The 25,104-nt window shown below is 63.6% G+C and carries 22 protein-coding genes, 2 tRNA genes and 1 pseudogene; 14 read left to right on the top strand and 11 right to left on the bottom strand.

The window, feature by feature from the left end:
- Nucleotides 1-26 precede the first annotated feature (26 nt).
- From R8871_RS14450 to pncB, 5 genes are all read right to left on the bottom strand, one after another.
- Nucleotides 27-1,472: a DNA recombination protein RmuC gene (locus R8871_RS14450; protein WP_175051061.1), complete on the bottom strand. Its 1,446-nt coding sequence runs from the start codon at nucleotides 1,470-1,472 to the stop codon at nucleotides 27-29.
- On the bottom strand, nucleotides 1,469-2,458 hold the full coding sequence (locus R8871_RS14445; protein ID WP_175051060.1) for a 2-hydroxyacid dehydrogenase: 990 nt from the start codon (nucleotides 2,456-2,458) through the stop codon (nucleotides 1,469-1,471). Before R8871_RS14445 ends, R8871_RS14450 begins: the two co-directional genes overlap by 4 nt.
- Before the next feature lie 66 nt (nucleotides 2,459-2,524).
- On the bottom strand, nucleotides 2,525-3,952 hold the full coding sequence (locus tag R8871_RS14440; protein WP_175051059.1) for a sodium:proton antiporter: 1,428 nt from the start codon (nucleotides 3,950-3,952) through the stop codon (nucleotides 2,525-2,527).
- Nucleotides 3,953-4,016: 64 nt separating this feature from the next.
- Nucleotides 4,017-4,679, bottom strand: a complete 663-nt coding sequence (locus R8871_RS14435) for a LutC/YkgG family protein (RefSeq protein ID WP_175051058.1) — start codon at nucleotides 4,677-4,679, stop codon at nucleotides 4,017-4,019.
- A gap of 220 nt (nucleotides 4,680-4,899) precedes the next feature.
- Entirely contained in the window at nucleotides 4,900-6,096 is a 1,197-nt protein-coding gene (gene pncB / locus R8871_RS14430; RefSeq protein ID WP_175051057.1) for a nicotinate phosphoribosyltransferase, read from the bottom strand.
- A gap of 280 nt (nucleotides 6,097-6,376) precedes the next feature.
- Here pncB and fdxA point away from each other — a divergent pair, with 280 nt between their 5' ends.
- The 8 genes and pseudogenes from fdxA to R8871_RS14390 all read left to right on the top strand — a co-directional run bounded on the left by fdxA (nucleotide 6,377) and on the right by R8871_RS14390 (nucleotide 11,050).
- Entirely contained in the window at nucleotides 6,377-6,700 is a 324-nt protein-coding gene (gene fdxA / locus R8871_RS14425; RefSeq protein WP_054036179.1) for a ferredoxin FdxA, read from the top strand.
- Between the two features lie 116 nt (nucleotides 6,701-6,816).
- Nucleotides 6,817-6,892 (top strand) — tRNA-Asn (locus tag R8871_RS14420).
- 62 nt (nucleotides 6,893-6,954) lie between these two features.
- Nucleotides 6,955-7,030 (top strand) — tRNA-Asn (locus R8871_RS14415).
- A gap of 240 nt (nucleotides 7,031-7,270) precedes the next feature.
- Nucleotides 7,271-7,747, top strand: a complete 477-nt coding sequence (locus R8871_RS14410) for a CreA family protein (protein ID WP_175051056.1) — start codon at nucleotides 7,271-7,273, stop codon at nucleotides 7,745-7,747.
- A 127-nt stretch (nucleotides 7,748-7,874) separates the two neighbouring features.
- The gene (locus R8871_RS14405; protein WP_175051055.1) at nucleotides 7,875-8,702 is read left to right on the top strand and encodes an AraC family transcriptional regulator; all 828 of its coding nucleotides are present in this window, start codon (nucleotides 7,875-7,877) and stop codon (nucleotides 8,700-8,702) included.
- Between the two features lie 85 nt (nucleotides 8,703-8,787).
- Nucleotides 8,788-9,534: pseudogene (locus R8871_RS14400) on the top strand (AzlC family ABC transporter permease); the annotation flags it as partial.
- Nucleotides 9,535-9,626: 92 nt separating this feature from the next.
- Nucleotides 9,627-9,950: an AzlD domain-containing protein gene (locus tag R8871_RS14395; RefSeq protein WP_175051054.1), complete on the top strand. Its 324-nt coding sequence runs from the start codon at nucleotides 9,627-9,629 to the stop codon at nucleotides 9,948-9,950.
- 329 nt (nucleotides 9,951-10,279) lie between these two features.
- A complete protein-coding gene (locus R8871_RS14390; protein ID WP_175051053.1) occupies nucleotides 10,280-11,050 on the top strand; it encodes a DUF4088 family protein in 771 nt (256 codons plus the stop codon).
- Between the two features lie 8 nt (nucleotides 11,051-11,058).
- Here R8871_RS14390 and R8871_RS14385 read toward each other — a convergent pair whose 3' ends face one another.
- Both R8871_RS14385 and R8871_RS14380 read right to left on the bottom strand, forming a co-directional pair.
- Nucleotides 11,059-13,263: an ATP-dependent helicase gene (locus R8871_RS14385; protein WP_175051052.1), complete on the bottom strand. Its 2,205-nt coding sequence runs from the start codon at nucleotides 13,261-13,263 to the stop codon at nucleotides 11,059-11,061.
- A gap of 189 nt (nucleotides 13,264-13,452) precedes the next feature.
- Nucleotides 13,453-13,908, bottom strand: coding sequence for a hypothetical protein (locus tag R8871_RS14380; RefSeq protein ID WP_175051051.1), 456 nt, complete (start codon nucleotides 13,906-13,908; stop codon nucleotides 13,453-13,455).
- Nucleotides 13,909-14,220: 312 nt separating this feature from the next.
- Between R8871_RS14380 and R8871_RS14375 the strand changes: the two genes are divergently transcribed.
- The 5 genes from R8871_RS14375 to fumC all read left to right on the top strand — a co-directional run bounded on the left by R8871_RS14375 (nucleotide 14,221) and on the right by fumC (nucleotide 20,616).
- Nucleotides 14,221-14,439, top strand: coding sequence for an RNA-binding S4 domain-containing protein (locus tag R8871_RS14375; protein ID WP_175051050.1), 219 nt, complete (start codon nucleotides 14,221-14,223; stop codon nucleotides 14,437-14,439).
- A 237-nt stretch (nucleotides 14,440-14,676) separates the two neighbouring features.
- Nucleotides 14,677-16,089, top strand: coding sequence for an MATE family efflux transporter (locus R8871_RS14370; protein WP_175051049.1), 1,413 nt, complete (start codon nucleotides 14,677-14,679; stop codon nucleotides 16,087-16,089).
- A gap of 324 nt (nucleotides 16,090-16,413) precedes the next feature.
- The gene (panS, locus tag R8871_RS14365) at nucleotides 16,414-17,373 is read left to right on the top strand and encodes a ketopantoate/pantoate/pantothenate transporter PanS (RefSeq protein ID WP_175051048.1); all 960 of its coding nucleotides are present in this window, start codon (nucleotides 16,414-16,416) and stop codon (nucleotides 17,371-17,373) included.
- A gap of 143 nt (nucleotides 17,374-17,516) precedes the next feature.
- Entirely contained in the window at nucleotides 17,517-19,199 is a 1,683-nt protein-coding gene (locus R8871_RS14360) for a phospholipase D family protein (RefSeq protein WP_175051047.1), read from the top strand.
- A gap of 16 nt (nucleotides 19,200-19,215) precedes the next feature.
- Nucleotides 19,216-20,616 carry a class II fumarate hydratase gene (fumC, locus tag R8871_RS14355; RefSeq protein ID WP_175051046.1) on the top strand — a complete coding sequence of 467 codons (1,401 nt, stop codon included), beginning with the start codon at nucleotides 19,216-19,218 and terminating at the stop codon, nucleotides 20,614-20,616.
- Between the two features lie 165 nt (nucleotides 20,617-20,781).
- Here fumC and R8871_RS14350 read toward each other — a convergent pair whose 3' ends face one another.
- From R8871_RS14350 to R8871_RS14335, 4 genes are all read right to left on the bottom strand, one after another.
- Nucleotides 20,782-21,288: an acyl-CoA thioesterase gene (locus R8871_RS14350; RefSeq protein ID WP_097390047.1), complete on the bottom strand. Its 507-nt coding sequence runs from the start codon at nucleotides 21,286-21,288 to the stop codon at nucleotides 20,782-20,784.
- 146 nt (nucleotides 21,289-21,434) lie between these two features.
- Nucleotides 21,435-22,505 (bottom strand): GlxA family transcriptional regulator, encoded by a 1,071-nt coding sequence (locus R8871_RS14345; protein ID WP_175051045.1) that lies wholly within the window; start codon nucleotides 22,503-22,505, stop codon nucleotides 21,435-21,437.
- Nucleotides 22,505-23,773: an MFS transporter gene (locus R8871_RS14340; protein WP_175051044.1), complete on the bottom strand. Its 1,269-nt coding sequence runs from the start codon at nucleotides 23,771-23,773 to the stop codon at nucleotides 22,505-22,507. Before R8871_RS14340 ends, R8871_RS14345 begins: the two co-directional genes overlap by 1 nt.
- A gap of 137 nt (nucleotides 23,774-23,910) precedes the next feature.
- Entirely contained in the window at nucleotides 23,911-24,054 is a 144-nt protein-coding gene (locus R8871_RS14335; protein WP_175051043.1) for a hypothetical protein, read from the bottom strand.
- Between the two features lie 246 nt (nucleotides 24,055-24,300).
- Between R8871_RS14335 and R8871_RS14330 the strand changes: the two genes are divergently transcribed.
- Nucleotides 24,301-25,014, top strand: a complete 714-nt coding sequence (locus R8871_RS14330) for an ArsR/SmtB family transcription factor (protein WP_175051042.1) — start codon at nucleotides 24,301-24,303, stop codon at nucleotides 25,012-25,014.
- Nucleotides 25,015-25,104: the final 90 nt, after the last annotated feature.

Here is a 25,104-nt window from a genome sequence, read left to right as displayed (position 1 = left end):
GTTTGAGTTCGAGCCAACGTCAGACTCTACTGCTCGTCGGGATCCACGCCCGTTAGCGCATCGCCGAGCAATCCGCTCGCCTCTTCACCCGGCAACGCCTCGACATCACGCAGCTTGCGGTTCATGACGCGGGTGCGCGTTTCCGCGGCTTCGATCGAACGCGTGACGGTTTCAAGCTGCGCCTTGGTCTTGGCCAGCACGTCACCGAATTTCCCGAACTCCGTTTTCACCGCGCCGAGCACTTGCCACACTTCGCTCGACCGCTTCTCGATCGCCAGCGTGCGGAAGCCCATTTGCAGGCTATTGAGCAAGGCGGTCAGCGTGGTCGGGCCGGCAATCGTCACGCGATAGTCGCGTTGCAGCAGGTCCGTCAGGCCCGGCCGACGCAGGACTTCCGCGTACAGACCCTCGGTCGGCAGAAATAGCAGCGCGAAATCCGTGGTGTGCGGCGGCGACACATACTTCTCTGCGATCGTGCGGGCTTCGGCGCGAATCCGCGCTTCGAGCGCGCGCGACGCCTCCTCCACCGCAACCGGATCGGCGCGCTCCTGAGCCTCGATCAACCGCTCGTAGTCTTCGCGCGGGAACTTGGCGTCGATCGGCAGCCAGACCGGCGTGGCTGGACCACCTGCCTCCGCGCGGCCCGGCAGTTTGATTGCGAATTCGACGCGATCGGCGCTCTTCGGTATCGTCGCAACGTTCTTTGCGTATTGATCCGCCGTGAGCAGTTGTTCGAGCAATGCTTCGAGCTGCACTTCGCCCCACGTGCCGCGCGTTTTGACGTTAGTGAGCACTTTCTTCAGGTCGCCTACACCCGCAGCCAGCGTCTGCATTTCCCCCAAACCGCGATGCACCTGCTCCAGCCGGTCGGACACCAGCTTGAACGATTCGCCCAGACGTTGTTCGAGCGTGGCGTGCAATTTTTCGTCGACGGTACGGCGCATCTCTTCGAGCTTGGTCGAGTTGTTCGCCTCGATGTCTTTCAGCCGCTGCTCGATCGTTGCCCGCACCTCGGCGAAGCGGCGATCGTTCGACTCGGTGAGCTGGCCCAGTTGCAGGGTCAGCGTTTCGCCGAACTGCTTGAGCGTGCGCCCTTGTTCATCGCGTGCCTGCTGCGCCTGTTGCTGCAGGCTGTGGCGCACGGCGTCGAGTTGCTGCGCGAAGCCATCGATCTTGCCGCCCTGCACCGTCGTCATACTGCTGAATTGCGATGCCAGCGTTTGCTGGAAGTGCGCGAACCCGCTGCTCTGCTCGGTACGCGAGACGCGTGCCGTTTCGGTGATGTCATTGCGCAGTTGCCGCTCGAGCCGCTCATAGGCATGCGACTGCGCATCCGCCGCTGTGTCGATACGTTCGCTGAGAATCTCGAATTGCTCGCTTCCATCAGCGCGACCGCCGCGCATCAGCAACGCCAACGCGATGACCAAGGCGACCGCCAGTACGGCAACGGCCGCCACCAGAATCATGATCATGAACGCGCCTTGCCGATGACCTCGGGGTTGATCGGATTCGGCGGCCGGCCGGCGCGCGGACCTTCACCCAGCGCCGCGATCAGGTTGTCTGCGGCGAGGTTCGCCATGGCGCGACGCGTTGCCTCGGTCGCGCTGGCGATGTGCGGTGTCAGTACGACATTCGGCACCGTCAGCAGATCCGGATTCAGACGCGGCTCGCCTTCGTAAACATCCAGACCGGCGGCGGCAATCTGTTTCGTACGCAGTGCTTCGACCAGCGCCGCATCGTCGACAATGCCGCCGCGTGCGATGTTGGTGAGCGTTGCAGTCGGCTTCATCTGCGCGAGTTCGGCAGCACCGATCGTATGGTGGTTTTCCTTGGTGTACGGCAAGACGAGCACCACGTGATCGGCGCGCCGCAGCAGGTCCTGTTTGGACGCGTATTCCGCGTTCAACTCCGCCTCGATCTCCGGCGCGACACGCGAACGGTTGTGATAGATCACCTGCATATTGAAACCCTTGGCGCGACGCGCCAGCGCCTGCCCGATCCGGCCCATGCCGATCACGCCGAGTGTCGAACCGTAAATGTCGCTGCCGAGAAAGCCGTCATAGGTCCACTTCTGCCATTTGCCCGCGCGCAACCAGTGTTCCGATTCGGCAATGCGGCGCGCCGCGGCCATCATCAGCGCCCAGCCGAAATCGGCGGTCGATTCGTTCAGCACGTCCGGCGTGTTGGTGCCGAGCACGTTGGCCGCGTTGAACGCAGCCATATCGAAGTTGTTGTAGCCCACGGCCATGTTCGACACCACGCGCAGACGCGGCGCCGCGGCGAGCGCCGCCGCGCCGACCGGATCGCCCGCGGTCAGCGCGCCGTCTTTATCCGCGAGACGGCGCGTCAACTCGTCAGCGGGCAAGACTTCACCCTGATGCCAGTCGACATCGAAATACTGTTTGAGCCGTTCGATCACATCGGGAAAGATCGGACGGGCGACGAGGATCTTCTGCATTGCAATTCTCCGGATAGCGCGTCGAGTCTAACTACCTCGGCGTCAGGATAAGCGTGAAATCAGGCGTCAAAAAAACAGCCAGCCGGTGACCAGAAACAGCGGCACCAGCACTACAACCGACCAGCCGAGATACGCGAAAAAGCTTGGCATGCGAACGCCGCGCGACTCCGCGATCGCTTTCACCATGAAGTTCGGCGCATTGCCGATATATGTGTTGGCGCCCATGAACACCGCGCCCGCCGAGATCGCCGCGAGCGTCGTGGCGCCGGTGGTCATCAATGTCTGCGCGTCGCCGCCGGCCAGGTTGAAGAACACCAGGTAGGTCGGCGCATTGTCGAGAAACGACGACAGCAGGCCGGTTGCCCAAAAGTACATCAGGTCGTGAGGCTGGCCGGACGGGTTGACCAGATGGACGATACCGGCAAACGCGCCCGCCTCGCCGGCGCGCAGGATCGTGATGACCGGCGCGATCGTCACGAAGATGCCCGCAAACAGTTTGGCGACCTCTTCGATCGGCGCCCAGTTGAAGTCATTGCCGGCGCGCGCCGCGCGCGGCGTCAACGCCAGCGACAGCAAGGTCACGCCGATCAGCGCGACATCGCGCACGGCATTTTGCAACGCGACGTGCGTACCGAAAACGTCGAACACGACGCCTGACTTCCAGAGTCCGCTCATCAGAACCAGCGCAATCACGGCAGCGAGGAGCACGAAGTTGATCTTGCCGTCGACGCCGAGCGGCGGCGAATCCGGCGTCGGATCGAGAAAGCGCGAACGCTCTTCTTCACGCCGATGGAAATAGTACGAATCCAATGCATAGAACGCGGCCAGCAGCACGACGCAGACAAACAGCATCGGCAACGCCAGATGCGTGGTGGTCCAGAAAAAACTGACACCTTGCAGGAAGCCGAGAAAGAGCGGCGGGTCACCGAGCGGCGACAACGAGCCGCCCGCGTTCGCGACCAGAAAGATGAAGAACACCACCACATGAACGACGTGCTTGCGATTGTCGTTAGCGCGCAGCAACGGACGGATCAGCAGCATCGCCGCGCCGGTCGTGCCCATGATGCTGGCCAATAGTGTGCCGAGCGCGAGAATCGCGGTATTCAGGCGCGGCGTGCCATGCAGATTGCCGCGCACACAGATACCGCCCGCGACGGTATAAAGCGCCGTCAGCAGGACGATGAACGGGATGTATTCTTCGAGCACCGCATGTACCAAGGTCCCGAAGGCGACGCCCGTGCCGAAGGTAAGCGCAAACGGCACCAGGAACAGCAGCGCCCAGGCTGCCGCGATCTTGCCGAAATGGTGATGCCAGAATGCCGGCGCGACCAACGGGAACACCGCGATCGACAACAGCACGCCCGCAAACGGCAAGCCCCACAACGCGGACAAGGTCGCGCCATCGAGCGTGGCTGCCGACGCCAGTTGAGGCCAGCCGGCCAGCGTCAGCGCAGCACCGAGCATCATGCTCGCCCACACGGCATGTCGTTTCATATTCTTGAAGTCCTTGTTAGCGCGAGTAACGGTGCGCGGCGATAAGCCCAGCCGCTCGCCACGCTCAGGCGCCACGTACGACGATCACATGCACCCGATACGGCCCATGTGCGCCAAGCACGATAGTCTGTTCGATATCACCGGTGCGCGACGGCCCGGAGACAAAATTGACTGCGCGCGGAAGTTCACCGCGTTCGCTGCGGATCAGCCCAAACGCCTCCTCGTGTCCTGAGACGATGCGCGAAGCCGGCACGATTGCGATATGCGTTTCCGGCAACAGGCCTGCCGATGCGTAGGTTTCCGGTCCGGACAACAGAACGAGCGTGCCCGTCTCCGCGGTCGCACAAAAGCAGCCGGTGAGACCGACCACGTCGCCGTCTTCAGGTTTGCGGAATTCGACGTTGAGGCCGGCTTCGGCCCATTGAAGATCTTGCAGGGTTTGCCACGCGATTGCTTGCAGCGGCAAAGCATGTTCGGTCAGGTAGCGATGCGCAGCGGAAGGCACGTCGCCGAGTGATTCGACCGTATCGACCGTGGTCGCCATTTTCTGCGCTTCTTCGATGAAACGCTTGGTCAGATCGGCCGGCATCTCTGGACGCGGACCTTGAGGATGGCGCGCCAGATAATCCGCAGCCGCCTCGCGCTCGGCAGCGGACGGCTCAGGCTCACGCCCCTGCGCTGCGCGGATGCGCGCCAGGATGTTACGGCGGGCAATCGATGTGTCCATATGCGAAATCCTCGTGTCGACAGCCGTGCGATATGGCGGGAATTATACCGGCCACCCTGCGCGCAAACACCCTGGCCGAACGGCCTAAGGCGGCATATCGGCCACGCGGCGAGCAGGATCTCAACGAGATCCCAGCACAATATCGACACAGGAAAGTGGCACAAGACATCCGCACGAGACATTGGCACATGAGTCGCACACGCGCCGCGCAGACGCCACGCTACTTCGCAGCGTCTTCCTCGGGCTGCGCAATGCCGAACACCTGACGCAGATACGCGAGATAGGCCTTGTCTTCGCACATGTTCTTGCCCGGCGAGTCCGACAGTTTCGCCACCGGCTGACCGTTGCAGCGAACCATCTTGATGACGATCTGCAAGGGGTTGTAGCCGAGATCGTTTGTCAGATTGGTTCCTACACCGAATGCCAGCTTGCAGCGGCCGCGGAAACGCTCGTACAGTTGCAGCACCTTCGGAATGTCGAGCGCGTCCGAGAACACAAGGATCTTGGTACGCGGGTCGCAGCGGTTCGCCTCGTAGTGCTTGAGCAGGCGCTCGCCCCAGTCGAATGGGTCGCCTGAATCGTGGCGCGCGCCGTCGAACAGCTTGCAGAAGTACATGTCGAAGTCGCGCAGGAAAGCCTCCATCCCGTACACGTCCGACAGTGCGATACCCAGGTCGCCGCGATATTCCTTCGCCCACATTTCGAAGCCGAAGATCTGCGAATCGCGCAGCCGCGGACCGAGCGCCTGACACGCCTGCAGGTATTCATGCGCCATCGTGCCGAGCGGCGTGAGGCTGTGCTTCATCGCGTAGAAGACGTTGCTGGTGCCTGCGAACTGTTCGCCGAGGCCGTCTTTCAGCGTGAGGATCACTTCTTCGTGCCATTGCTTCGAGAAGCGGCGGCGCGTGCCGTAGTCGGCAATCTTGCAATCGGCGAATTCCGGGCGCGCGCCCAGAAGCTTGATCTTCTCGACGAGACGGCCGCGCCCTTCGCTGTAGTCAGGCTTCTGCTGGGTGTTGCGGAAGTAGACTTCATTGACGATTGCGAGCATCGGAATCTCGAACAGGATCGTGTGCAGCCACGGCCCCTTGATCTCAATGTCGATTTCACCATTGCCCTTCGGCGAGGGCGAGATCGAAATGTATTTCTCGTTCAGATGGAACAGCGCGAGAAACTCGATGAAGTCGCCCTTGATGAAGCGCATGCGCCGCAGGTAGTCGAGCTCGCCGTCGGTGAAGCGCAGATCGCAGAGCTTGCGCACTTCGTCGCGAATCTCGCCGATATACGGCACGAGGTCGACATTTGGCGTACGGCAGCGAAACTTGTACTCGACATTCGCCGCGGGAAAGTGATGCAACACCACTTGCATCATCGTGAACTTGTACAGATCGGTGTCGAGCAGCGAAGTAATAATCATGATGGTGCGAACTGGACTGCAGAAAAAACGGAAGGCTTGGCTCGACCAACCGCGTCAACCCATGCGCGTGCGGCGCGCCCCGTGCGCGCCAACCTGACGCATGTTACCCGAATGCATCCGGATTCAGCGCGCCGGCAGGCGGCGTTAGCCGGACGCCATAAACTAATCACAAAAACGTATAAAAGCCGTTGCCCGATGCTGCATGCGGCTCTTGACGTTACGTTACAATAGCGCTTTTGGCGTTTCGCCTCCCCTGATTCCGCATGCAGGAGCTGCCTGAATGACTCACGTTGTGACCGAAAGCTGCATCAAGTGCCGCTATACCGACTGCGTCGATGTGTGCCCGGTGGACTGCTTTCGCGAAGGTCCCAACTTCCTCGCGATCGACCCCGATGAATGCATCGACTGCGCCGTGTGCGTGGCCGAATGCCCGGTGAACGCCATTTATGCCGAAGAAGACGTGCCGGGCGACCAGCAGCACTTCACCGAGCTGAATGCCGATCTCGCGAAGAACTGGCCGAGCATCACCAAGACCAAAGCGCCGCTGCCGGAAGCCGACGAATTCAAGGACGTGAAGGAAAAGCTGGCCCTGCTCGTGCGCTGAGCGGCGCGGCGAGCGCCCCCACCGTTGCATTCGGACCAAATCGAGATGAATGCAGGGTATTGACAGGCGCTTAGTCACCTCCTACAATTTCGCTTCTCTGCTGTTTGTTGTTCTGTTCCTCGATAGCTCAGTCGGTAGAGCGCCGGACTGTTAATCCGTAGGTCCCTGGTTCGAGCCCAGGTCGAGGAGCCAAGAATTGCAAAAGCCCGTTAACCAATACGGGCTTTTTTATGTAGATCAAGTTGTACTGCTGTTCCTCGATAGCTCAGTCGGTAGAGCGCCGGACTGTTAATCCGTAGGTCCCTGGTTCGAGCCCAGGTCGAGGAGCCAAAATTTTGAAAGGCCCGCATTCGTGCGGGCCTTTTTGTTTTGGTCTGGCCTTTTGATCTGCGCTATTTCAATGCTGGATCTGGTGACTTGAATCTGGGAGCGACGATCCGTTCCAGCCGGAAGATAGCCCATGATCTGGCGCATTTGCACTGACCCTCTGGCGGCCACGCCGTTATACGATGGTGCTTTATCGACGCGCACTTCTCGCGCCCAGCCCAAGCACTCATTTTCGGCCCTCCCATGAAACCCACCGTGTTGCGCATCGCGCTTGCCGTCACTACCGCCCTGCTGCTGCCCGCGGCTCACAGCGAAGAAGTCGCCAGCGTCAATACCAATTTCCGCATTACCGGTTCCGACCGCGTGGTCGTCGAAGCCTATGACGATCCCGTCGTTCAGGGCGTGACCTGCTACGTCTCGCGGGCGCGCACAGGCGGCGTCAAGGGCACGCTCGGCATCGCCGAAGATCCGACCGAAGCGTCGATCGCTTGCCGGCAAGTAGGCGCGATTCATTTCACCGGCCCCGTGAAGCAGCAATCCGATGTGTTCTCGGTCAGCATGTCGCTGATCTTCAAATCGCTGCATGTGGTGCGGGTGGTCGACGCAAAGCGCAACACGCTGGTGTACATGACCTACAGCGATCGCGTAGTCAGCGGCAGCGCGAAGAACAGCGTGAGCGCCGTGCCCGTGCCGGCCGGCACGACGATTCCGGTCAAGTAGTCGCCGCCCCGCGGCCACGCTCACTGCGCAAGAACCTACACGCATGTGTGCGCACGCGTGACCGCAACCGCCGCGGCGCGCTACACTGACCGGTCATGCCGGACCGCAGGATCGCCAGACTTTCACCATGACCGCCCATCGTTTCCAGGATTCCGCCCGCTACTGGCGCACGCCGCTTTTGCCCGGCGCGGATCTGCTCACGGCGGAATACCACGATCACGAGTTCTCGCCGCATTGGCACGACGCGTACACGATTCCGGTGATCGTCGCCGGCGCCGAATGCTATCGGTATCTCGGCTCGGACTATGTCGCCGAAGCGGGCAGCGTGCCGATCATCAATCCCGGCGAACTGCACACGGGCTCCAAGGCCGTCGAGGCAGGCTGGCGCTATCGCGTGATGTATGCGCCGGTGGATTTCATTCACGAGCTTGCCAACGACGTTGCCGACAAGCCGCAAGCGCTACCGTGGTTCGCGCCGGGCGTCATCCGCGATCCCGATCTGGCGCAGCGTCTGGCACGTGCGCACTGTCTGCTGGAGGCGGGCGACGATCCACTCGCCGCCGAAGCCGCGATGCTCGACGCGCTGTCCACGTTGCTGGTCCGCTACGCGCAAACGCAGCCGCAAGCGTGGCGCCTCGCCGCCGACGACGCCCGCGTCGCGACAATGCAGGAGCGCCTGACCGGCGATCTCGCCGAAGCCGTCACGCTGGCTGAGGTCGCACGGGCAGCGGGACTCTCGCCCTTCCACGCCGCACGCCTTTTCGCGCAGACCACCGGATTGCCGCCGCACGCGTGGCGCAACCAGGTGCGCTTGCAGCGCGCGCTCGCGCCCTTGCGAGCGGGCGTTTCCGTGACGGATGTCGCCGCGGCGAGCGGTTTCACGGATCAAAGCCATTTCACGCGCCATTTCCGGCGCATGTTCGGTGTGCCGCCGGGGCGCTGGCAAGGTAGCTGACGCAAGCTTCCCCCCACCCACCGCAAGAACGTACAAGCCCCCGCTCAGCCTTGCCCGCTATCCTTTGTGCATCAAGGAGGCAAGATTGACCCATTCCAACCCAGCCCAGCCCGCAAGCGCAGGCCACTTAAAAGAGTTCACCGCCGGCGCGCGCGACATCATCCCGATGATGGTCGGCGCGGCGCCCTTCGGCGTGATTTTCGGCACCCTGGTCGCGTCCGGCCCGCTGCATCTATGGCACGGGCAGTTGATGTCGCTCGTCGTATTCGCCGGCTCCGCGCAATTCATCGCGCTGGGCCTGATCGCCGGCCACGCGAGTTTCGCGGTGATCTGGGCGACCACGCTCGTCGTCAACCTGCGTCACGTGCTGTATAGCGCGACGCTCGCGCCGCACGTCGCGCATCTGCCCTCGCGCTGGCGCTGGGCGCTCGGCGCGCTGCTCACCGACGAAGTCTTCGCGGTCGCGTGGGAACATTACCGGCATCGGGAGCCCGGCACGGTCGGCCCGCACTACTTCTTTGGCGCGGGTCTGGCCATGTACCTGAACTGGCAGCTCTGGACCGTCGCCGGCCTGCTGTTCGGCGCGGCCTTTCCGGGTCTGCAGTCGCTCGGGCTCGATTTCGCGATGGTCGCCACGTTCATTGCGATCGTCGTGCCGCAGCTCATCGCTGTGCGCTATATCGCGGCGGCCGTGACCGCGGGCACACTGGCTTTCTTCTGGCAGGCGTGGCCGTACAAGCTCGGCCTGCTCGGCGCCGTGTTCGCGGGCGTGGCAATCGGTGTCCTGCTGTCGGCGCCGCGCTTTGGGCGAGGCGCGCGGGGAAATCCCGAACCCTCCTCACGAGCAACTTCGCGCGAAACCTCACAAGACCCCCGCCGGGACGCCCCGCGGAAAACCTCGAAGGAAACCATGGAGGCGTCGCGATGAACTATGTCGTTCTGATCCTCGGCATGGCCGCCATTACCTGGGTGATCCGTGCCGCCGTCTTCGTGCTCGGCGACCGGCTGGTGTTTCCGCCGCTCGTGCGCACCGCGCTCGGCTTTGTGCCCGTTACCGTACTGACGGCAATCATTGTCCCGATGGCGGTCTCGCCGCACGGCGCCAGCGCCGAACTGACCTGGCGCAATCCGCAACTGGTCGGGGCGCTGGCCGCCATCGTAGTCAGCGCGCTGACACGGCGACCGCTCCTGACCATCGCGGTCGGCCTGACGGTCTTTTTTGTCTGGCAAGGCGTTGTGCTTAAATAGGCGCAATTCGAGGCCTGCGTCTCGCGCAAACGGCGCCCAGCTCGCCCTGGGCGCCAGGCGCAGCGGGCTCGCCACGGGGCGGCGCGCGCCGCTCGCCGCCCTCACAAGCGACGCATCCGTCTAAAGCCGCCGCCAACATCCCCCACACCCTTAAGTTTTTCCTGAATCCGCCGATAAGAAGTCGAGGTCCGCTCATCGGGATACGTCCCGCTGGTTACGCGGCAACAGGCAGGAATCAACCGCGCCAGCACGGGCGTCGCGTCTCACGGGGTTAGTGCGCGAACCGCCGACATGACAATGCAGCGCGGCAGGACCAAACGGGATAACACATGGGTCAAATCACCCTCACGCTCAAAGACGAGACCATTGCGACGCTGCGCAAGGACTTCGACGCATTTCTGCGGGTTTCGCTGAAGCTCGATCCGCAGTTCGCGACGCCGTCGTTTGAGGATTTTTTGCGCGCCAAGCTGCTCGACAACATGGTGCCGCTAACCGAACACGCGGTTCAGCGGATGTTGCAAGGCGGCCAGTACGCATGGGCGAAACGCACGCTGGACAAGGAATTCCCGGACGTCGTCGCGATTCTGATGAGACAGGCGGGGGAATTCGGTTTCGGCTTTGCGGCCCGCTCGGAATGGACTCCGGAAGAGCTCACCAAGCAGTGCCGCGACTGGGCGGCGGCCATCGTCAAGGAAGCTGAGGGCGACGCCGCGTTGATCGATCCGCTCGCGGCTCAGATCAAGAGCGCCGCGCAGGACATCCAGGCGCTCGAGGAAGTCATGCAGACGCCGGCCTGGCGTCTGGTGGAATCGCTGCGCCAGCGTGTCTACGAGGCGAAAGTGGCGTGCGAAACGAGCGTGGGCAGCACGGCGCGCGAAAAGCTCGGCGAACTGCGCGGACTGCTGCGTCTCGGCATTTCGCACGGCTCGTTCCAGAAGCAGGAAGCGCAGCAGATCATGGAGTATCTGCGCCTGCTGAAGCCGGAGATTTTCGTCGAAGAACCGTATGACGTGTTCTCGCGCCTCGCCGCCTGGCTGCGCAATTTCTTTGTGCCGCCGCGCCCGGTGCCGCAACAGCAGCAGCAACGGCAGTCGCGGTAAAAGCCGGTTCAGTCCCACATCTTTCTGAGCTTCGCGCCGATCTCGATCTTCGCCTGCGCCGCCGCGGCCAGTCCCGCCGCTGTCGGCGCGCTCGGCACCGGCACGCGCGGCCAGGCGTAGGCGTCGAACAAAGGCATCAGATGCGCCGGGATGAAGCGCGTGCGCGACGCCCACACATGACGGTCGCCCATATGGGTCTGGTTGTGCACGTAAAAGCGCTGCGGCACGACGATATGCAGGTCTTCCTTCGCACGCGTCATCGCCACGTATAACAGGCGGCGTTCCTCGTCGATTTCATCGTCGCTGCCGGTGCCGAGATCGGACGGAATGCAACCGTCCACGCCATTCAGCACGAACACGTTGCGCCACTCCTGACCTTTCGCCGAATGAATCGTGGACAGGATCAGGTAGTCCTCATCGATCAGGGGCACACCCGATTCGTCGCTGGTAGCGTCGGGCGGATCAAGCGTCAACTCGGTCAGGAAGCGTTCGCGCGACGCATAGGTACCCGCGATACTTTCCATCTGCAGCACATCCGCGTGACGGATCGCCGCGTCCTCATGGTTGCGCTCGAGATGCGGCTCGTACCAGCGCCGCACCATTTCAAACTCGGCCGGCCACGGCGTCTGCCGCCCGTACACGCTCGACATCAGCTTGACGAACGGATGCCAGTCCTCCTGCGCGCGAGCGGGCGGCGCAAAGGCGGCCAGCGCGCCACCGGCGCTATGGGTGAAATCGGCCGGATTGCCGGCGCCAGCGCGGGCCACGACCTCATCCAGCACCTTCGCAGCGGTGGCCGGACCAACGCCCGGCAGCAATTGCACGACGCGAAAACCCGCGACACGGTCGCGCGGATTCTCCGCCCAGCGCAGCACGGCGAGCACATCCTTGACGTGCACCGAATCGAGAAACTTCAGGCCGCCGAATTTCACGAACGGAATGTTGCGCCGGGTCAGTTCGATCTCGAGCGCGGCGCTGTGATGCGCGGCGCGAAACAGCACCGCCTGTGACTTGAGCTTCATGCCTTGCTCACGCGCTTCGAGCACCTGTTCGACGATATAGCGCGCCTGATCCGCTTCGTCGGCGACCGTCACCAGACGCGGGCGCTGCGCCGACGCTTTGTCGGTCCACAGATTCTTCGTATAGCGCTCGCTGGCGAGCTCGATCACCGCATTCGACGCCGCCAGAATCGGCCCGGTTGAGCGGTAATTGCGCTCGAGCGTGATCTGCCTCGCGGGCGGATTGAAGTGCGCCGGAAAATCGAGAATGTTGCGCACGGTCGCGCCGCGAAACGAATAGATCGACTGGGCGTCGTCACCGACCACGGTCAGGCCGCGGCCGTCGGGTTTCAGCGCGAGCAGGATCGACGCCTGCAGCCGGTTGGTGTCCTGATACTCGTCGACCAGCACGTGATCGAAGCGCGCCGACAGGTCGGTCGCGATCGCCGGCTCCGCGGCCATATGCGACCAGTAGAGCAGCAGGTCATCGTAGTCGAGCACACTCTGCTTCTGCTTGGCTTCGACGTACGCGGCAAACAGCATGCGCAAATCGGCTTCCCACTCGCGGCACCAGGGAAAGGCGCTGTTGAGCACGTCGGCGAGGGATGCGCCGGTATTCACCACGCGTGAGTAGATCGCAAAGCAGGTGCCCTTGGCCGGAAAGCGCCGCTCTTTCGCCGACAAACCGAGCTCGTGCCGCACGAGATTCATCAGGTCGGCCGAATCCTCGCGGTCGTTGATCGTGAAGGCGGGTGCGAGGCCGATCAGATCGGCGTATTCGCGCAAAAGCCGCGCGCCGACGCTATGGAAGGTCCCGGACCAGGTCAGCCCTTGCGCCAGCGCAGCCCGCGTACCGAGCGCCGCTCCGGCGATGCGCGTGACACGGCGGGTCATTTCGAGCGCGGCGCGGCGTGAGAAGGTCAGCAGCAGGATACGGCGCGGATCGGCGCCCTTGACCACGAGGTTGGCGACCCGGTGCGCCAGCGTATTGGTCTTGCCGGAGCCAGCCCCAGCGATTACCAGCAGCGCGCCCGGCGGCGCGTTAGGGCTGTCTGCGCCGTATTCGACGGCTTCGCGTTGCGCGTCGTTGAGCTTTGCCAGCCAGGCGGTGGTATCGGTGCCGGAAGCAGACGGTGGCGAAGATTCAGCGACGGAGAGCACAGTGGATTCAGGCCTGAGATGGAATTGACGCGACGACGCATACTGTATATCCATACAAGTATCGGAGACAAGCGACCCTTTTTCCCGTACCGCGCGTCCAAAAGAAATGGCCCGGACGCAGACGCGCTCCGGGCCATTTCATTGGCAAGACACAGCGAGACGTTGACGACGCCCCGCAGCAAGGCCGGCTGAGGCAGCCGCTAGACTTGCCGCAGCGCCCTCGTGCCTCAGAACAACTCAGGCTTAGTGCTTCACGTCGGCGCCGTTGTCCTGGTCGGACGCCTGGCCTTGCATGTTCATCTTCATTTCGTTGTTGGCTGTCTGCTTGTCAGCCTTCTGGTTGATCTTGGCGTCGCGCACCTGTTGCTTGTACTGCGACTTGGCAGCCTTTTGCTGCTGCGCCAACTCTGCCTTGGACGCCTTCTTCGACGCCTTGTATTCGGCGTTAGCCTGCGCGTTGGCGTCGCGCTTCTGGACCAGCGGATCGGTCGAGCCCGATGCCGTCAGACGCGTGGGCGCCGGCGTCACCGGCTGCACACCTTGCGCGGCCGGCGCTGCGGGCGCGACATCGGCGCCTTGGGTCTGGACCTGTGCCTGGCCGTTCATACCGGCGGCCGGTTGTGCGGTCTGCGCAAACGCCGCGGTAGCAGCAAAAGCAGTCAGGGCGGTACCGATCAGGAGCGTACGAATCTGAGTCATGGCTAAATCCTCTCTAAGGTTGTTGTGACGCGGGCGTCGTATCCGGTGCGGCACATTGATGTGTGCTTCATGCCATGCGCACCTCGCCCGGTCTATTCGTTACTGGAAAAATCCAGCAAGCTTTCCTACAGACCCGCACTTTACGAGTGAAGTTCGTAATATACGACCGGTGTTACGGAACGTTTCATTTTCTGACAACTACATAACATCTGCTTGCAATCGCCCGAAAACGCTCCGGCAGCACGCGGACTATTCATTCAGGGCAAGCTTGTGGCTTATGATGCGAACCCTTTGCTTCAAGGTGCAAACGCCATGCCCAACCTCGATTTCACACTGACCGGCGACTACGTCGAACTGCACAATCTCCTGAAGATAACGGGGCTTGCGGACAGCGGCGGGCAGGCAAAAATGATGGTCGCGGACGGCGCGGTGACAGTCGACGGCCGGGTCGAAACGCGTAAGACCTGCAAAATCCGCGCGGGCCAGGTCGTGCTGCTGGGCGATACGCGCATCGCGGTGCACGAGCCTTGACGCGCCAAGTCCGAAAACTCGGGGGACCGCGCGCACCAAAATCGTGCCTCTTCCATCGACATCCCCGCGCCTAAGCAATAAGCTGTCAGTTTCGACAGACAAACAATCGGCTGACAGCCGCCCTACGCTCCGGTGAGCCACCGCATCTCGCCGCCTCACCGGCAGCACGCACGCCCCGCGAATCGGCCGGGCTGCGCCCTCCGCCACGCTGTCGCCCCTTCCGCTTCCAAGCGCTCCATGACTCAATCCGGCTTCACCCGGGTGGCCGCCCGGCCGCCGACCCTGACCCGCCACGCAGCCGATACCGCCAGGCTCGCGGCTCCGCTCGCCATCGCGCAACTGTCGCAAATGGCAATGGGTGTCACCGACACGATCCTGCTCGGCTCGCTCGGCCCCGACGCGCTCGCCGCCGGCGGCCTCGGCGCCAACCTGTTCTTCGTTGTGGTCACGCTGCTGCAGGGCGTGCTCACCTCCGTCAGCGTGAGCGTGTCGCATGCGCGCGGCGCGCAGGACGAAGGCCGCGTGCCGCATATCTACTGGACTGGCCTTGTGCTGTCGGTGCTGCTGTCGGTACCCGCGTTCTTCCTGCTGTCGTTCGCCACGCCGATCCTGCTCGCGTTCGGCGAACCCGCGCTGCTTGCGCACAACGTCGGCGAATACGCGGCGGTGCTGCGCTGGGGCTCGCTCGGCAGTCTGATCGGCGTCGGCCTGATGCGCTCGTTCCTGCCGGCTATCGGCGCAGCCAAGCGGCTCCTGTGGGTGTCGCTCGTCAGCGTGTTCGTCAACGGCTTTCTCAACTACGGGCTGATTCACGGCGTCTATGGACTGCCTCGCCTCGGTTTCCTCGGTTCGGCGGCGGCTACCTCGATCACCGTCTGGCTGAGCGCGCTTGTGCTGATGGCCTTGTTGCATCTGCGGCCGCGCTATAAGCATTTCGTCGTCGCGACGCGGCCGAACGTGCCATTGATGGGCGAGTTGTTCGGCATCGGCTGGCCGGTCGCGATCACCTATGGCGTCGAATCGACGCTGTTCCTCGCCACCGGCCTGATGGTCGGTCTGCTCGGCGAATCGCAACTGGCCGCGCATCAGATCGCGTTGAACGTCGCCTCGGTGGCCTTCATGGTGCCGCTCGCGATCGGTCAGGCAGCAAATGTACGGGTCGGCTACTGGTCCGGCGCAGGGCAGCCGCTCGCCGCGCGCCATGCGGGTTTTGTCGCGCTCGCGCTCGGCGTCGGCTTCATGACGCTGTCGGGCATCGTGCTGATCGCCGCGCCGCACTGGATCGTCGGCCTGTATCTGCATCTCGACGACCCGGCCAACGCCGCCACGGTGGCGTTGGCGAGTTCGCTGCTCGGCGTGGCCGCGATCTTCCAGATCGTCGACGGCATGCAGACGGTCGGCTCAGGGTGCCTCCGCGGCCTGAAGGACACGCGCGTGCCAATGATCGCCGCGACGTTCGGGTACTGGGTCGTCGGCTTTCCGACCGGTTACGTGATGGCATTTCACTTCGGGCTGGGAGCGCGCGGCTTGTGGTGGGGACTCGCGGCCGGCCTCGCGAGCGTCGCCCTTCTGATGACGCTGCGCTTTCACAAACTGAGCTTGCGGCGCGTGCCGGTTATCGCCGGCACACCGCCTGCCCCTTCGGCCTGAAGTCATCTGAGGTCGGCCTGAGGCCGGCCTGAGATCGGCCTGAGATCAGCCTTAACCCACCATTCCGCGAATGGTTGCGCCCGCAACCATCGTTTCCCGGCAAGCGCGCCGCGAACGGTAAAATGCGCCCTTCGGCAAAACCGCGCGCACCCGCGCGACGCCGCGCGCGCCTCACGAAGGCCCGCGCCGCCTGGCGGCCCGACACCCGCCGCCGGCATCTGCCGCTCCTCGCGAGCGGCGCCCCAAGCATGCACCGCGCCTCGCGGCATGCCACTCGACCGACCACCGAATCTCGCTACAAAACATAATCAAGGACCACCCGTCATGCTTGCCCGCGTCACCCGTTTATTTCCGCTCTGGGCCGTGCTCGTTTCGATTACCGCGTACTTCTCGCCCGCCTCGTTCACCGGCATTGCGCCGCACGTCACCACCCTCCTGACGATCATCATGCTTGCCATGGGCGTCACGCTATCGGTGGCCGATTTCCAGCGCGTCTTCACGCGACCCGCGCCGGTTGTTGCCGGCATCGTGCTGCATTACCTCGTGATGCCGCTCGCCGCTTGGGTCATCGCCAAGGCGCTGCGCATGCCGCCGGATCTGACCGCCGGCATGGTGCTGGTGGGCAGCGTGGCGAGCGGCACGGCGTCGAATGTGATGATCTATCTGGCGCGCGGCGATGTGGCGCTATCGGTGACGATCAGCGCGTTGTCGACACTGGTCGGCGTGTTCGCGACGCCGCTGCTCACGCGTCTTTATGTGGATGCATCGATTGCCGTCGACGTGCACGGCATGCTGATGAGCATCCTGCAGATCGTCGCCCTGCCGATCGTGGTCGGCCTCGTCGTCAACCAGTTGTTCAACAAGGCAGTGCGCAAAATCGAACCGATTCTGCCGCTGATCTCGATGGTCGCGATTGTGCTGATCATCGGCGCGGTGGTGGGCGGCACGCAGAAGAGCATCGCGTCGGTGGGCCTCGTGGTCATGCTGGGCGTGGTGCTGCACAACGGTATCGGTTTGCTCGGCGGCTACTGGGGCGGCCGTCTGCTCGGCTTCGACGAAGCCGTCTGCCGCACGCTCGCTATCGAAGTAGGCATGCAGAACTCAGGGCTAGCGGCAACACTCGGCAAGTTGTATTTCACGCCGATCGCGGCATTGCCGGGCGCGTTGTTTTCGGTGTGGCATAACCTGTCCGGTTCGCTGCTCGCGGGGTATTGGGCAGGACGTCCCGCGAAAGGATCGACGCATCCGGATGGCGAGCGCGCCTTGAACGTCGAACGCGGATAATCACGAACCTGCGACGCGCATCGTAGCGACACGGAAGATCGAAAGCCCGCACGCCTGATTCCCCTTAGAATGCATTTGTCGACAGCGTAAGCGCGCTACCCGCGCTGCCGCGATGAGAAGCGTGCAAACCAGGGAGAGCCAGCGTGTCGCGGCATCAAAATCAAGATCAAGATCAGACCGCATCGCACCGCAAGTGCGCGTTCAGCACACCCGGCAGGAAGACCTCTTGGGAGACGACGAGACATTTCTTCCTGCTGTGCTGCGCAACAGCATTTCTGACCGCTTGCGCGACCAAGCCGCCCGCCACGGCATTCGACCGTCCGGTCACCCACGCACTGCCCGCTACTGAAACAACGCCGCTTCACACGGCCCTCGCGCCGCTCGAAGCCGCGCATCCGAATCAGACCGGTTTCCGGGTGCTCTCTAGCGGCACCGACGCCTTGCAGATGCGCATTGCGCTCGCGCGCGCGGCGACGAAAACCCTCGACATGCAGTACTACATCGCCAACGAGGACACCACCGGCAAGCTGTTGCTCGGCGCCGCGCTCTACGCGGCCGACCACGGCGTAAGAGTGCGCATGCTGGTCGACGATCTGAACTTCAAGGACATCAACCGTACGATGGCGGGGCTGAACTCGCACGACAACATCGAGATCCGCGTTTTCAATCCGTTCGGCAGCGCGCAGGAAGGCGTATTCGAACGCACGACGAACGTGTTCACACAGATCGGCCATTTCACGCGCCGCATGCACAACAAGTCGATGATCACCGACAACCAGTTGGCCATCGTCGGCGGTCGCAATCTCGGCGACGAATATTTCAGCGCCAGCGAAACGCTGCAGTTCCGCGACCTCGACGTGCTGGCCGCCGGCCCGGTAGTCGCCGACGTCTCCGCCAGTTTCGACGACTACTGGAACAGCAGCATCGCCTATCCACTGCGGGTGCTGAACAAGCAGAAGTTCGACGCGAAGGAACTCGACCAGACGCGCGACGATTTACGCCAGCACTGGCGCACCAATGCCGACCCGTACAACGCGAAACCGCTGAACGCTACGCCGCTCGCCACGCAGATTGCCCAGGATCAACTTGGCTTGACGTGGGCGCCGGCCGAATTCAAGGCGGACCTGCCGGAGAAAATCGAACATCCTTCGCCGGACTACGTCAGCCCGCCCATGCAGCGGCTGACCGAACTGATGCACGATGCGCAGAAAGATTTTCTGATCATTTCGCCCTACTTCGTGCCGCACGAGAGCGGCGTCAAGGCGGCCGGCGAACTGACGCATCGCGGCGTGCGCATCGCCGTGCTGACCAACTCGCTCGCCGCGACCGACGCGGTAGCGGTGCAAGCCGGCTATAGCCCCTTCCGGGTGCCGCTGCTGCAACAGGGCGTGGAATTGTATGAATTCAAACCGCAGCAGGAGGCGCGGCGTACTGGTTTCGCCGGATCCAGTTCGCGTGCCAGCCTGCATGCAAAGACCTATGTCATCGACCACAAGATTCTGGTGATCGGCTCGATGAATCTCGATCCGCGCTCGGCCAACCTGAACACCGAGCAGACGCTGGTCATCCACAGCCCGGCGCTCGCCGAACAAGTCGCAAAGATCTTCGAACACGCCATCGCGCCCGAGGCCAGCTACCACGTCACACTCGCCGACGCGGCGCAACTCGCCTACCTGCGCTCGATCGGCGCGCCTCTCTCGCCGCTCGTCTGGACCGACGTCGAGGACGGCACGCGCCGCACCTATATCTTCGACCCCCAAGCGGGCTTTTACCGGAACGCGCTAACAGGTCTATTCTCCTTATTGCCTGTCAACGCAGAACTTTGAGAAGCGGAGTTGAACCATGACCGAAGACGTACGAATGGAGCGCGACACGTTTGGTGAAATCGCCGTACCGAACGCTCGTCTATGGGGCGCGCAGACCCAGCGCTCGCTGCAGAATTTCCGCATTTCGTCCGAAAAACAATCCCCCGAGCTGATCACTGCGCTGGCCGTCATCAAGCGCGCCGCCGCCGAGGTCAACCAGGGTCTGGGCGTGCTCGACGAGAACAAGGCCAAGGCGATCATGCAGGCGGCCGACGAGATCATCGACGGCAAGCACCCTGAAGAATTTCCGCTCGCCGTCTGGCAAACCGGCTCCGGTACGCAGACCAACATGAACCTCAACGAGGTCATCGCGAATCGCGCGAGCGAGCTGCTCGGCGGCGAGCGCGGCGAAGCGCGCAAGGTGCATCCGAACGACGATGTCAATCGCGGCCAGTCGTCGAACGACGTGTTTCCGACCGCGATGCACGTGGCCGCCGCCTATGCGATCGTCAAGCATCTGCTGCCCGCGCTGAAGACGCTGCGCGAGACGCTCGACGGCAAGGCCAAAGCCTTCGCGGACGTCGTCAAGATCGGCCGTACGCACCTGCAGGACGCCACGCCGCTGACGCTCGGTCAGGAGTTTTCGGGCTACGTCGCGCAACTCGATCATGGCATCCGTCACGTGGAATCGGCGCTGCCGCACCTGTACGAACTCGCGCAAGGCGGCACGGCGGTCGGCACCGGCTTGAACGCGCATCCGCAGTTCGCCGACAAGGTGGCGGCGGCGATCGGCAAACTGACCGGCTTGCCGTTCGTCTCCGCGCCGAACAAATTCGAAGTGATGGCCGCGGCCGACGCGCTGGTGTTCGCCCATGGCGCGTTGAAGACGGTGGCGGCAAGCCTGAACAAGATCGCCAACGACATCCGCTGGCTCGCAAGCGGCCCGCGTTGCGGCCTCGGCGAACTGTCGATTCCGGAGAACGAACCGGGCAGCTCGATCATGCCGGGCAAGGTCAATCCGACTCAATCCGAAGCCTTGACGATGCTGTGCGCGCAAGTGTTCGGCAACGACGTCGCGGTGAATATCGGCGGCGCGAGCGGCAACTTCGAGTTGAATGTGTTCCGGCCGATGATCGCGCACAACGTGCTGCAATCGGTCCGTTTGCTCGCCGACGGCGCGCACAGTTTCAACGACAACTGTGCAGTGGGCATCGAGCCGAATCGCGAGCGCATCGATACGTTGCTCAACGAATCGCTGATGCTGGTGACGGCGCTCAATCCGCATATCGGATACGACAAGGCCGCGCAGATTGCGAAGAAGGCGCACAAGGAAGGTACGACGCTGAAGGCCTCAGCGCTCAAGCTCGGCTATGTGACCGAGCAGCAGTTCGACGAGTGGGTGCAGCCGAAGGATATGGTCGGGCATTCGGCGAAGTGATCGCCAACCGGATCTGCCGGCGCCTCTCGCCGGTCCGGCCGATTGACTGACGTGATTGCAAAACAGGCCATGCGAACGCGATGTTCGCGTGGCCTGTTTTTGCGTGCCGCTGGCAAGCAGCGGCACGTCTTCAGCAAGGCGTGCGGATGCCGCCCGAGGCGCCGTTTAAACCTTCCCTTGCGCCACTTCTTCCGGCTTCAGTTCGACGATCGCGTCGAGCGCGTCTTTCACGTCCATCGCGTACTTGGCAAGGCGCTTCTGTTCATCCGTTTCCGGTACGAACGCCGGCACCGGCACCGGGTGGCCGTTCTCGTTGACGGCGACCATCACCACGAGGCAGTCCGTGGTTTGCAGCAGCTCGCCGCCCTTCGGGTCGCCTGCCTGCACCGACACGTGGATGTGCATGCTGGTACGCCCCGTCGCCACGACCCGCGCGCGCAGCTCAACCAGGTTGCCGACGAGGATCGGCCGGCGAAAGCGGATATTGCCGACGCTGACCGTCACGCAGTAGCGCCCCGACCACACCGCCGAGCACGCGTACGCGGTCTCGTCGATCCACTTCATCAACGCGCCGCCATGCACCTTGCCGCCGAAGTTGACCGAGCTGGGCTCGGCGAGAAAGCGGAAGGTGGTTTCGGAACGGTCCAGGGGCGCTAAGGCAGGGGTGCTCATCTTGACTCCGGTCAATCGGACGCATTTAAAGGAGGCGATTATACGAGCGCAATATTGACTCCGTCGCGGGTCGGATGGGATTAAGCGGCCGAATTTCGGCCTGGGCGAGCGCAATACTTTCGTCGAGCTTTCGATTGACGGCCTACTTAACTCGCCGCCACGAGCGCAGAAACCGCCGCGCGCTGCGGCACGACCGCCGACTCGAATCGCTCCCGATACTCCAGCGGCAACACGCCGAAGCGCCGCACGAAGGCTCGCCTCAAATTCTGCTCGCTGCCGAAGCCACAATCGAGCGCAATCCGCTTCAGCGGCCGGCGCGACTCCGCCAGCGCCCGCGCGGCGGCTTCCAGCCGTAGTGCCGACACCGTTTTGGCCGGCGTGCGGCCCACCTCGTCAACGTAGCGGCGCGCGAAAGTCCGCGGACTCATCTGTGCACGCTCGGCGAGTCGCTCGACCGAGAGGTCGTCTCGCAAATGGCCCGCCATCCAGCTATGCAACGCTTCAAACGGTCCGCCTGCCGAAGCCTGTGCTGCCAACGCCGCGCTGAATTGCGACTGGCCGCCGGGTCGCTTCATGAACACCACCAGCCGCCGCGCCGCCTGCATCGCAACCGCATGGCCGACATCTTCTTCGATCAGCGCCAGCGCCAGATCGATGCCCGCCGTTACGCCCGCCGAGGTCCAGACGGCGCGTTTTCCCTCGCCATGGCCCACGTCGCGTATAAAGATCGGATCAGCGTCGACCTGTACGTTGGGAAAGCGCTGTGCGAGATGCGGCGCGTCCCGCCAATGGGTGGTCGCCCTCCGGCCGTCGAGCAGGCCCGCCGCGGCGAGATAGAAGGCGCCCGTGCAGACTGAGCAGACGCGCCGCGCCTCCGGCGCACGCCGCCTGATCCACGCGACGAGTTCCGGTTGCAACGTGCAGTGTTCGTCAATCGGGACGCCGGGGATGATTAGCGTGTCGATCGGCTGATTGTCGAGCGAATCGAGCCGTTGCGTGACGACCGGCAGGCCAGGAAAGGTTTGCAGCACGCCGCCGTCGATCGACGCGACCGTCGTGCGATAGGCGACAGGCTCGGCGGCGTTGCCGGGCTTGTCTGGTTTGCCCGCCGCAGCCGCCATCGTCAACTCCGCGCGCCAGAACGCCTCGAGCGGGCCGCATGCATCGAGCAGCACGAGTTCAGGCGCGACCGCGAAAACGATATGACGCGCAGTCATCAGGACACCCCCACCGCAAGTTGCCGCTTGCGCGACCACGCGTACGCCAGCGTGGCCAACGCCGCCATCCCCAGCAGCGGAAAGATCGCAGCATTGATCGTCGCCCAGCCGAAGCGCGCCAGCAATTGCCCGGCGAACAGCGAGCCCAGCGCGGAAAACGCAAACGTCGTGAATTCGCTGGTTGCCTGCGTCTTGGCCCGCTCGGACGGCCGGTACGACTGTGCGAGCAGCGTCGAGCCGCCGACGAACATGAAGTTCCACCCCACACCCAGACAGGCGAGCGCCGCGTAGAAGTGCGGCAGATCGGTCGAGCGCAGCGCCAACACACCGCACAGTGCCGACAGTACGATCCCCGCACCGATTACCGGCAACACGCCGAAGCGCCGGATCAGCCCCGCGGAAAACAGCGACGGCGCGAACATGCCGACAAGGTGCCATTGAATGATCGCCGCGCCGTCGCCGATCGTGTGGCCGCAGGCAACTGCAGCAATCGGCGTTGCGGTCATCACGAACATCATCACGGCGTAGCCGAGCGCGTTATTGGCGAGCGCCGCGGCAAAGATCGGCTGCCGCACGATTTCGCTGAGCGGCCGCGCCGGTTCATGCGTCACGGCCGCATTCGCGGACGGTGCGGCGTCGCGATACAGCAGCGCCAGCATGGCAATCGACACGAGCCCGAAGCCGGTGACAAGCGCATAGGAGCCGGCGAACGCGACCGGCGCGAGCCAATCCTTGCTCCATGCGGCGAGCAGCGGTCCGCAAACGGCGGCCACCACGCCGCCGGTGAGCACCGTCGAAATCGCGCGGCTTTTGCCTTCGATTCCGACCGCGTCCGCAGCCGCCAGCCGGTAGTACTGCGCGAACGCCTGGAACACGCCGACGGTCGCCGTGCCGGCGCAGAACGCCCAGAAGCTGTGATGAAAGATCGCCCACACAGAGACGGCGCCGCCCAGCGCGCCGACGCCCGCGCCGAGCATGAAGCCCGCGCGCCGTCCGATGCGCGCCATCAGGAACGACGCGAAGATGGTGGTCAGCGCGGCGGCGACGGTAATCAGTGAAAACGGCAGCGTCGCGAGCGCCTTGTCGTCGGCAAGCGTGTAGCCGACCAGACCGGTCAAGGTCAGATCGATCGAGACCGATGAGGTGTAAAGCGCCTGGCAGACCGCCAGCACGCGCGCGGCGCGCCGGTTGTGAGGATCGGAGTGGCCTGAGCCCGTTTGAGTGGCTGCAAAAGACGAAGCGGTGGAAGAAGCAGCGGGTGGCGGCATCGGTAGGCCTCGGACGGCGAAAGTGGCGATGCCTCGATCGTCACATGGCCTGAGATGGCAGAAATGACAATGATGCATCAATTCCAGCCAGTTGCCGCACTCGCCCACCTGAAAATTTGGCCGCACTAGCCTCGTGCTTACTTGCGGACCGAAATGCCCTCGTCGATCGTGCCGTACATCGTGATGCTGCCCGTGCCCGCGCCCGAACTCGAGCCGGAACCGCTCTGCGCGCACGCGCTGAACAACAGAACCGCGGCCGCGGCGGCAAGAAGAAATTTCATGACAGCGTGTTCCGGCAAAGACAGGCTTCGATTCTAGCCTGGCGGCCCAACGCACCGCCAAAGCGGCATCGCCGCACCGAAATGCGGAGGCACCGGCTCGCCGAAGCATGCGCGAGCGTGTCCTGGTCGCCGGATTTTCGTAGCCACTGCATTCGACGATTCACGCTAAGCTGAAACATCGAATACGGCAGCCAGATACAGTGGACTGCATGGCGCCCTGCCCGCGCCGCCAACCGGAGACGCCTAATGCCCACCACCCTCACCGACGAGCAGAATCACTTCCCCGGCTTAAGCCGCATCGGTGCGCTGCTCGCCGATCCCGGCCGCGCTGCGATGCTGTGGTCGCTGATGGACGGCAGCGCCCGCCCGGCCGGTGAACTGACAATGATCGCCGGGCTCTCGCCGTCGGCGGCCAGCGCTCATCTGGCGCGTCTGACCGACGGCGGCCTGCTCGCGCTCGAAGTGCGCGGCCGGCATCGCTATTTCCGGATCGCCTCGCCGGATATCGCTGCGTCCATTGAAGCGCTCGCCAACGTCGCGCAGGTCAGCGCGCCGCAACGGGCCGTGCCGCGGCCGGTGCGCACCGTGCCGGTCGACATGCGCTACGCCCGCACCTGCTACGACCATATGGCGGGCGAATTGTCGGTGCGGGTGTTCGAGCGGCTGGTCGAGCGCGGCCTGCTGACGCTGCACGGCACGTCGCTCGAAGCCACTACCGACGGCGCCGCCCGCTTCGCCGAATGGGGCATCGACATGTCTACCCAGAAGAGCCGCCGGCGCCGCTTCGCCTGCACCTGTCCCGACTGGAGCGAACGGCGTCCGCACCTGGGTGGCGCGCTCGGCGCTGCGCTGCTTGATTCGTGGTCGGCGCATGGCTGGGTCGAACGCACTGAGCGGCCGCGGATCTTGCGCATCACCCCGGCAGGCCACCGCCATTTCGACGCGTTCCTGGCCGTTTGAAACACGCTTAACTGATTGACGCGATTACAAAATTTGCGCATTCAGCTTACGAAACGCCTTATCGAGACCTTTTGTTACACGGTCGTAGGG

It is taken from the genome of Paraburkholderia sediminicola, assembly GCF_902859805.1.
GTDB classification, from domain to species: Bacteria; Pseudomonadota; Gammaproteobacteria; order Burkholderiales; family Burkholderiaceae; genus Paraburkholderia; species Paraburkholderia sediminicola.
This window is presented reverse-complemented; position numbering and strand designations above follow the sequence as displayed.

Excerpts from the sequence above, each read along its gene's own strand:
- R8871_RS14350 (WP_097390047.1), bottom strand. The coding sequence starts at position 21,288 with ATGAGCACCCCTGCCTTAGCGCCCCTGGACCGTTCCGAAACCACCTTC.
- R8871_RS14450 (WP_175051061.1), bottom strand. The coding sequence starts at position 1,472 with ATGATCATGATTCTGGTGGCGGCCGTTGCCGTACTGGCGGTCGCCTTG.
- fdxA (WP_054036179.1), top strand. The coding sequence starts at position 6,377 with ATGACTCACGTTGTGACCGAAAGCTGCATCAAGTGCCGCTATACCGAC.
- pncB (WP_175051057.1), bottom strand. The coding sequence starts at position 6,096 with ATGATTATTACTTCGCTGCTCGACACCGATCTGTACAAGTTCACGATG.
- R8871_RS14390 (WP_175051053.1), top strand. The coding sequence starts at position 10,280 with ATGGGTCAAATCACCCTCACGCTCAAAGACGAGACCATTGCGACGCTG.
- R8871_RS14405 (WP_175051055.1), top strand. The coding sequence starts at position 7,875 with ATGACCGCCCATCGTTTCCAGGATTCCGCCCGCTACTGGCGCACGCCG.
- R8871_RS14335 (WP_175051043.1), bottom strand. The coding sequence starts at position 24,054 with ATGAAATTTCTTCTTGCCGCCGCGGCCGCGGTTCTGTTGTTCAGCGCG.
- panS (WP_175051048.1), top strand. The coding sequence starts at position 16,414 with ATGCTTGCCCGCGTCACCCGTTTATTTCCGCTCTGGGCCGTGCTCGTT.
- R8871_RS14445 (WP_175051060.1), bottom strand. The coding sequence starts at position 2,458 with ATGCAGAAGATCCTCGTCGCCCGTCCGATCTTTCCCGATGTGATCGAA.
- R8871_RS14410 (WP_175051056.1), top strand. The coding sequence starts at position 7,271 with ATGAAACCCACCGTGTTGCGCATCGCGCTTGCCGTCACTACCGCCCTG.
- R8871_RS14380 (WP_175051051.1), bottom strand. The coding sequence starts at position 13,908 with ATGACTCAGATTCGTACGCTCCTGATCGGTACCGCCCTGACTGCTTTT.
- R8871_RS14370 (WP_175051049.1), top strand. The coding sequence starts at position 14,677 with ATGACTCAATCCGGCTTCACCCGGGTGGCCGCCCGGCCGCCGACCCTG.
- fumC (WP_175051046.1), top strand. The coding sequence starts at position 19,216 with ATGACCGAAGACGTACGAATGGAGCGCGACACGTTTGGTGAAATCGCC.
- R8871_RS14435 (WP_175051058.1), bottom strand. The coding sequence starts at position 4,679 with ATGGACACATCGATTGCCCGCCGTAACATCCTGGCGCGCATCCGCGCA.
- R8871_RS14395 (WP_175051054.1), top strand. The coding sequence starts at position 9,627 with ATGAACTATGTCGTTCTGATCCTCGGCATGGCCGCCATTACCTGGGTG.
- R8871_RS14340 (WP_175051044.1), bottom strand. The coding sequence starts at position 23,773 with ATGCCGCCACCCGCTGCTTCTTCCACCGCTTCGTCTTTTGCAGCCACT.
- R8871_RS14440 (WP_175051059.1), bottom strand. The coding sequence starts at position 3,952 with ATGAAACGACATGCCGTGTGGGCGAGCATGATGCTCGGTGCTGCGCTG.
- R8871_RS14345 (WP_175051045.1), bottom strand. The coding sequence starts at position 22,505 with ATGACTGCGCGTCATATCGTTTTCGCGGTCGCGCCTGAACTCGTGCTG.
- R8871_RS14375 (WP_175051050.1), top strand. The coding sequence starts at position 14,221 with ATGCCCAACCTCGATTTCACACTGACCGGCGACTACGTCGAACTGCAC.
- R8871_RS14330 (WP_175051042.1), top strand. The coding sequence starts at position 24,301 with ATGCCCACCACCCTCACCGACGAGCAGAATCACTTCCCCGGCTTAAGC.
- R8871_RS14385 (WP_175051052.1), bottom strand. The coding sequence starts at position 13,263 with ATGGATATACAGTATGCGTCGTCGCGTCAATTCCATCTCAGGCCTGAA.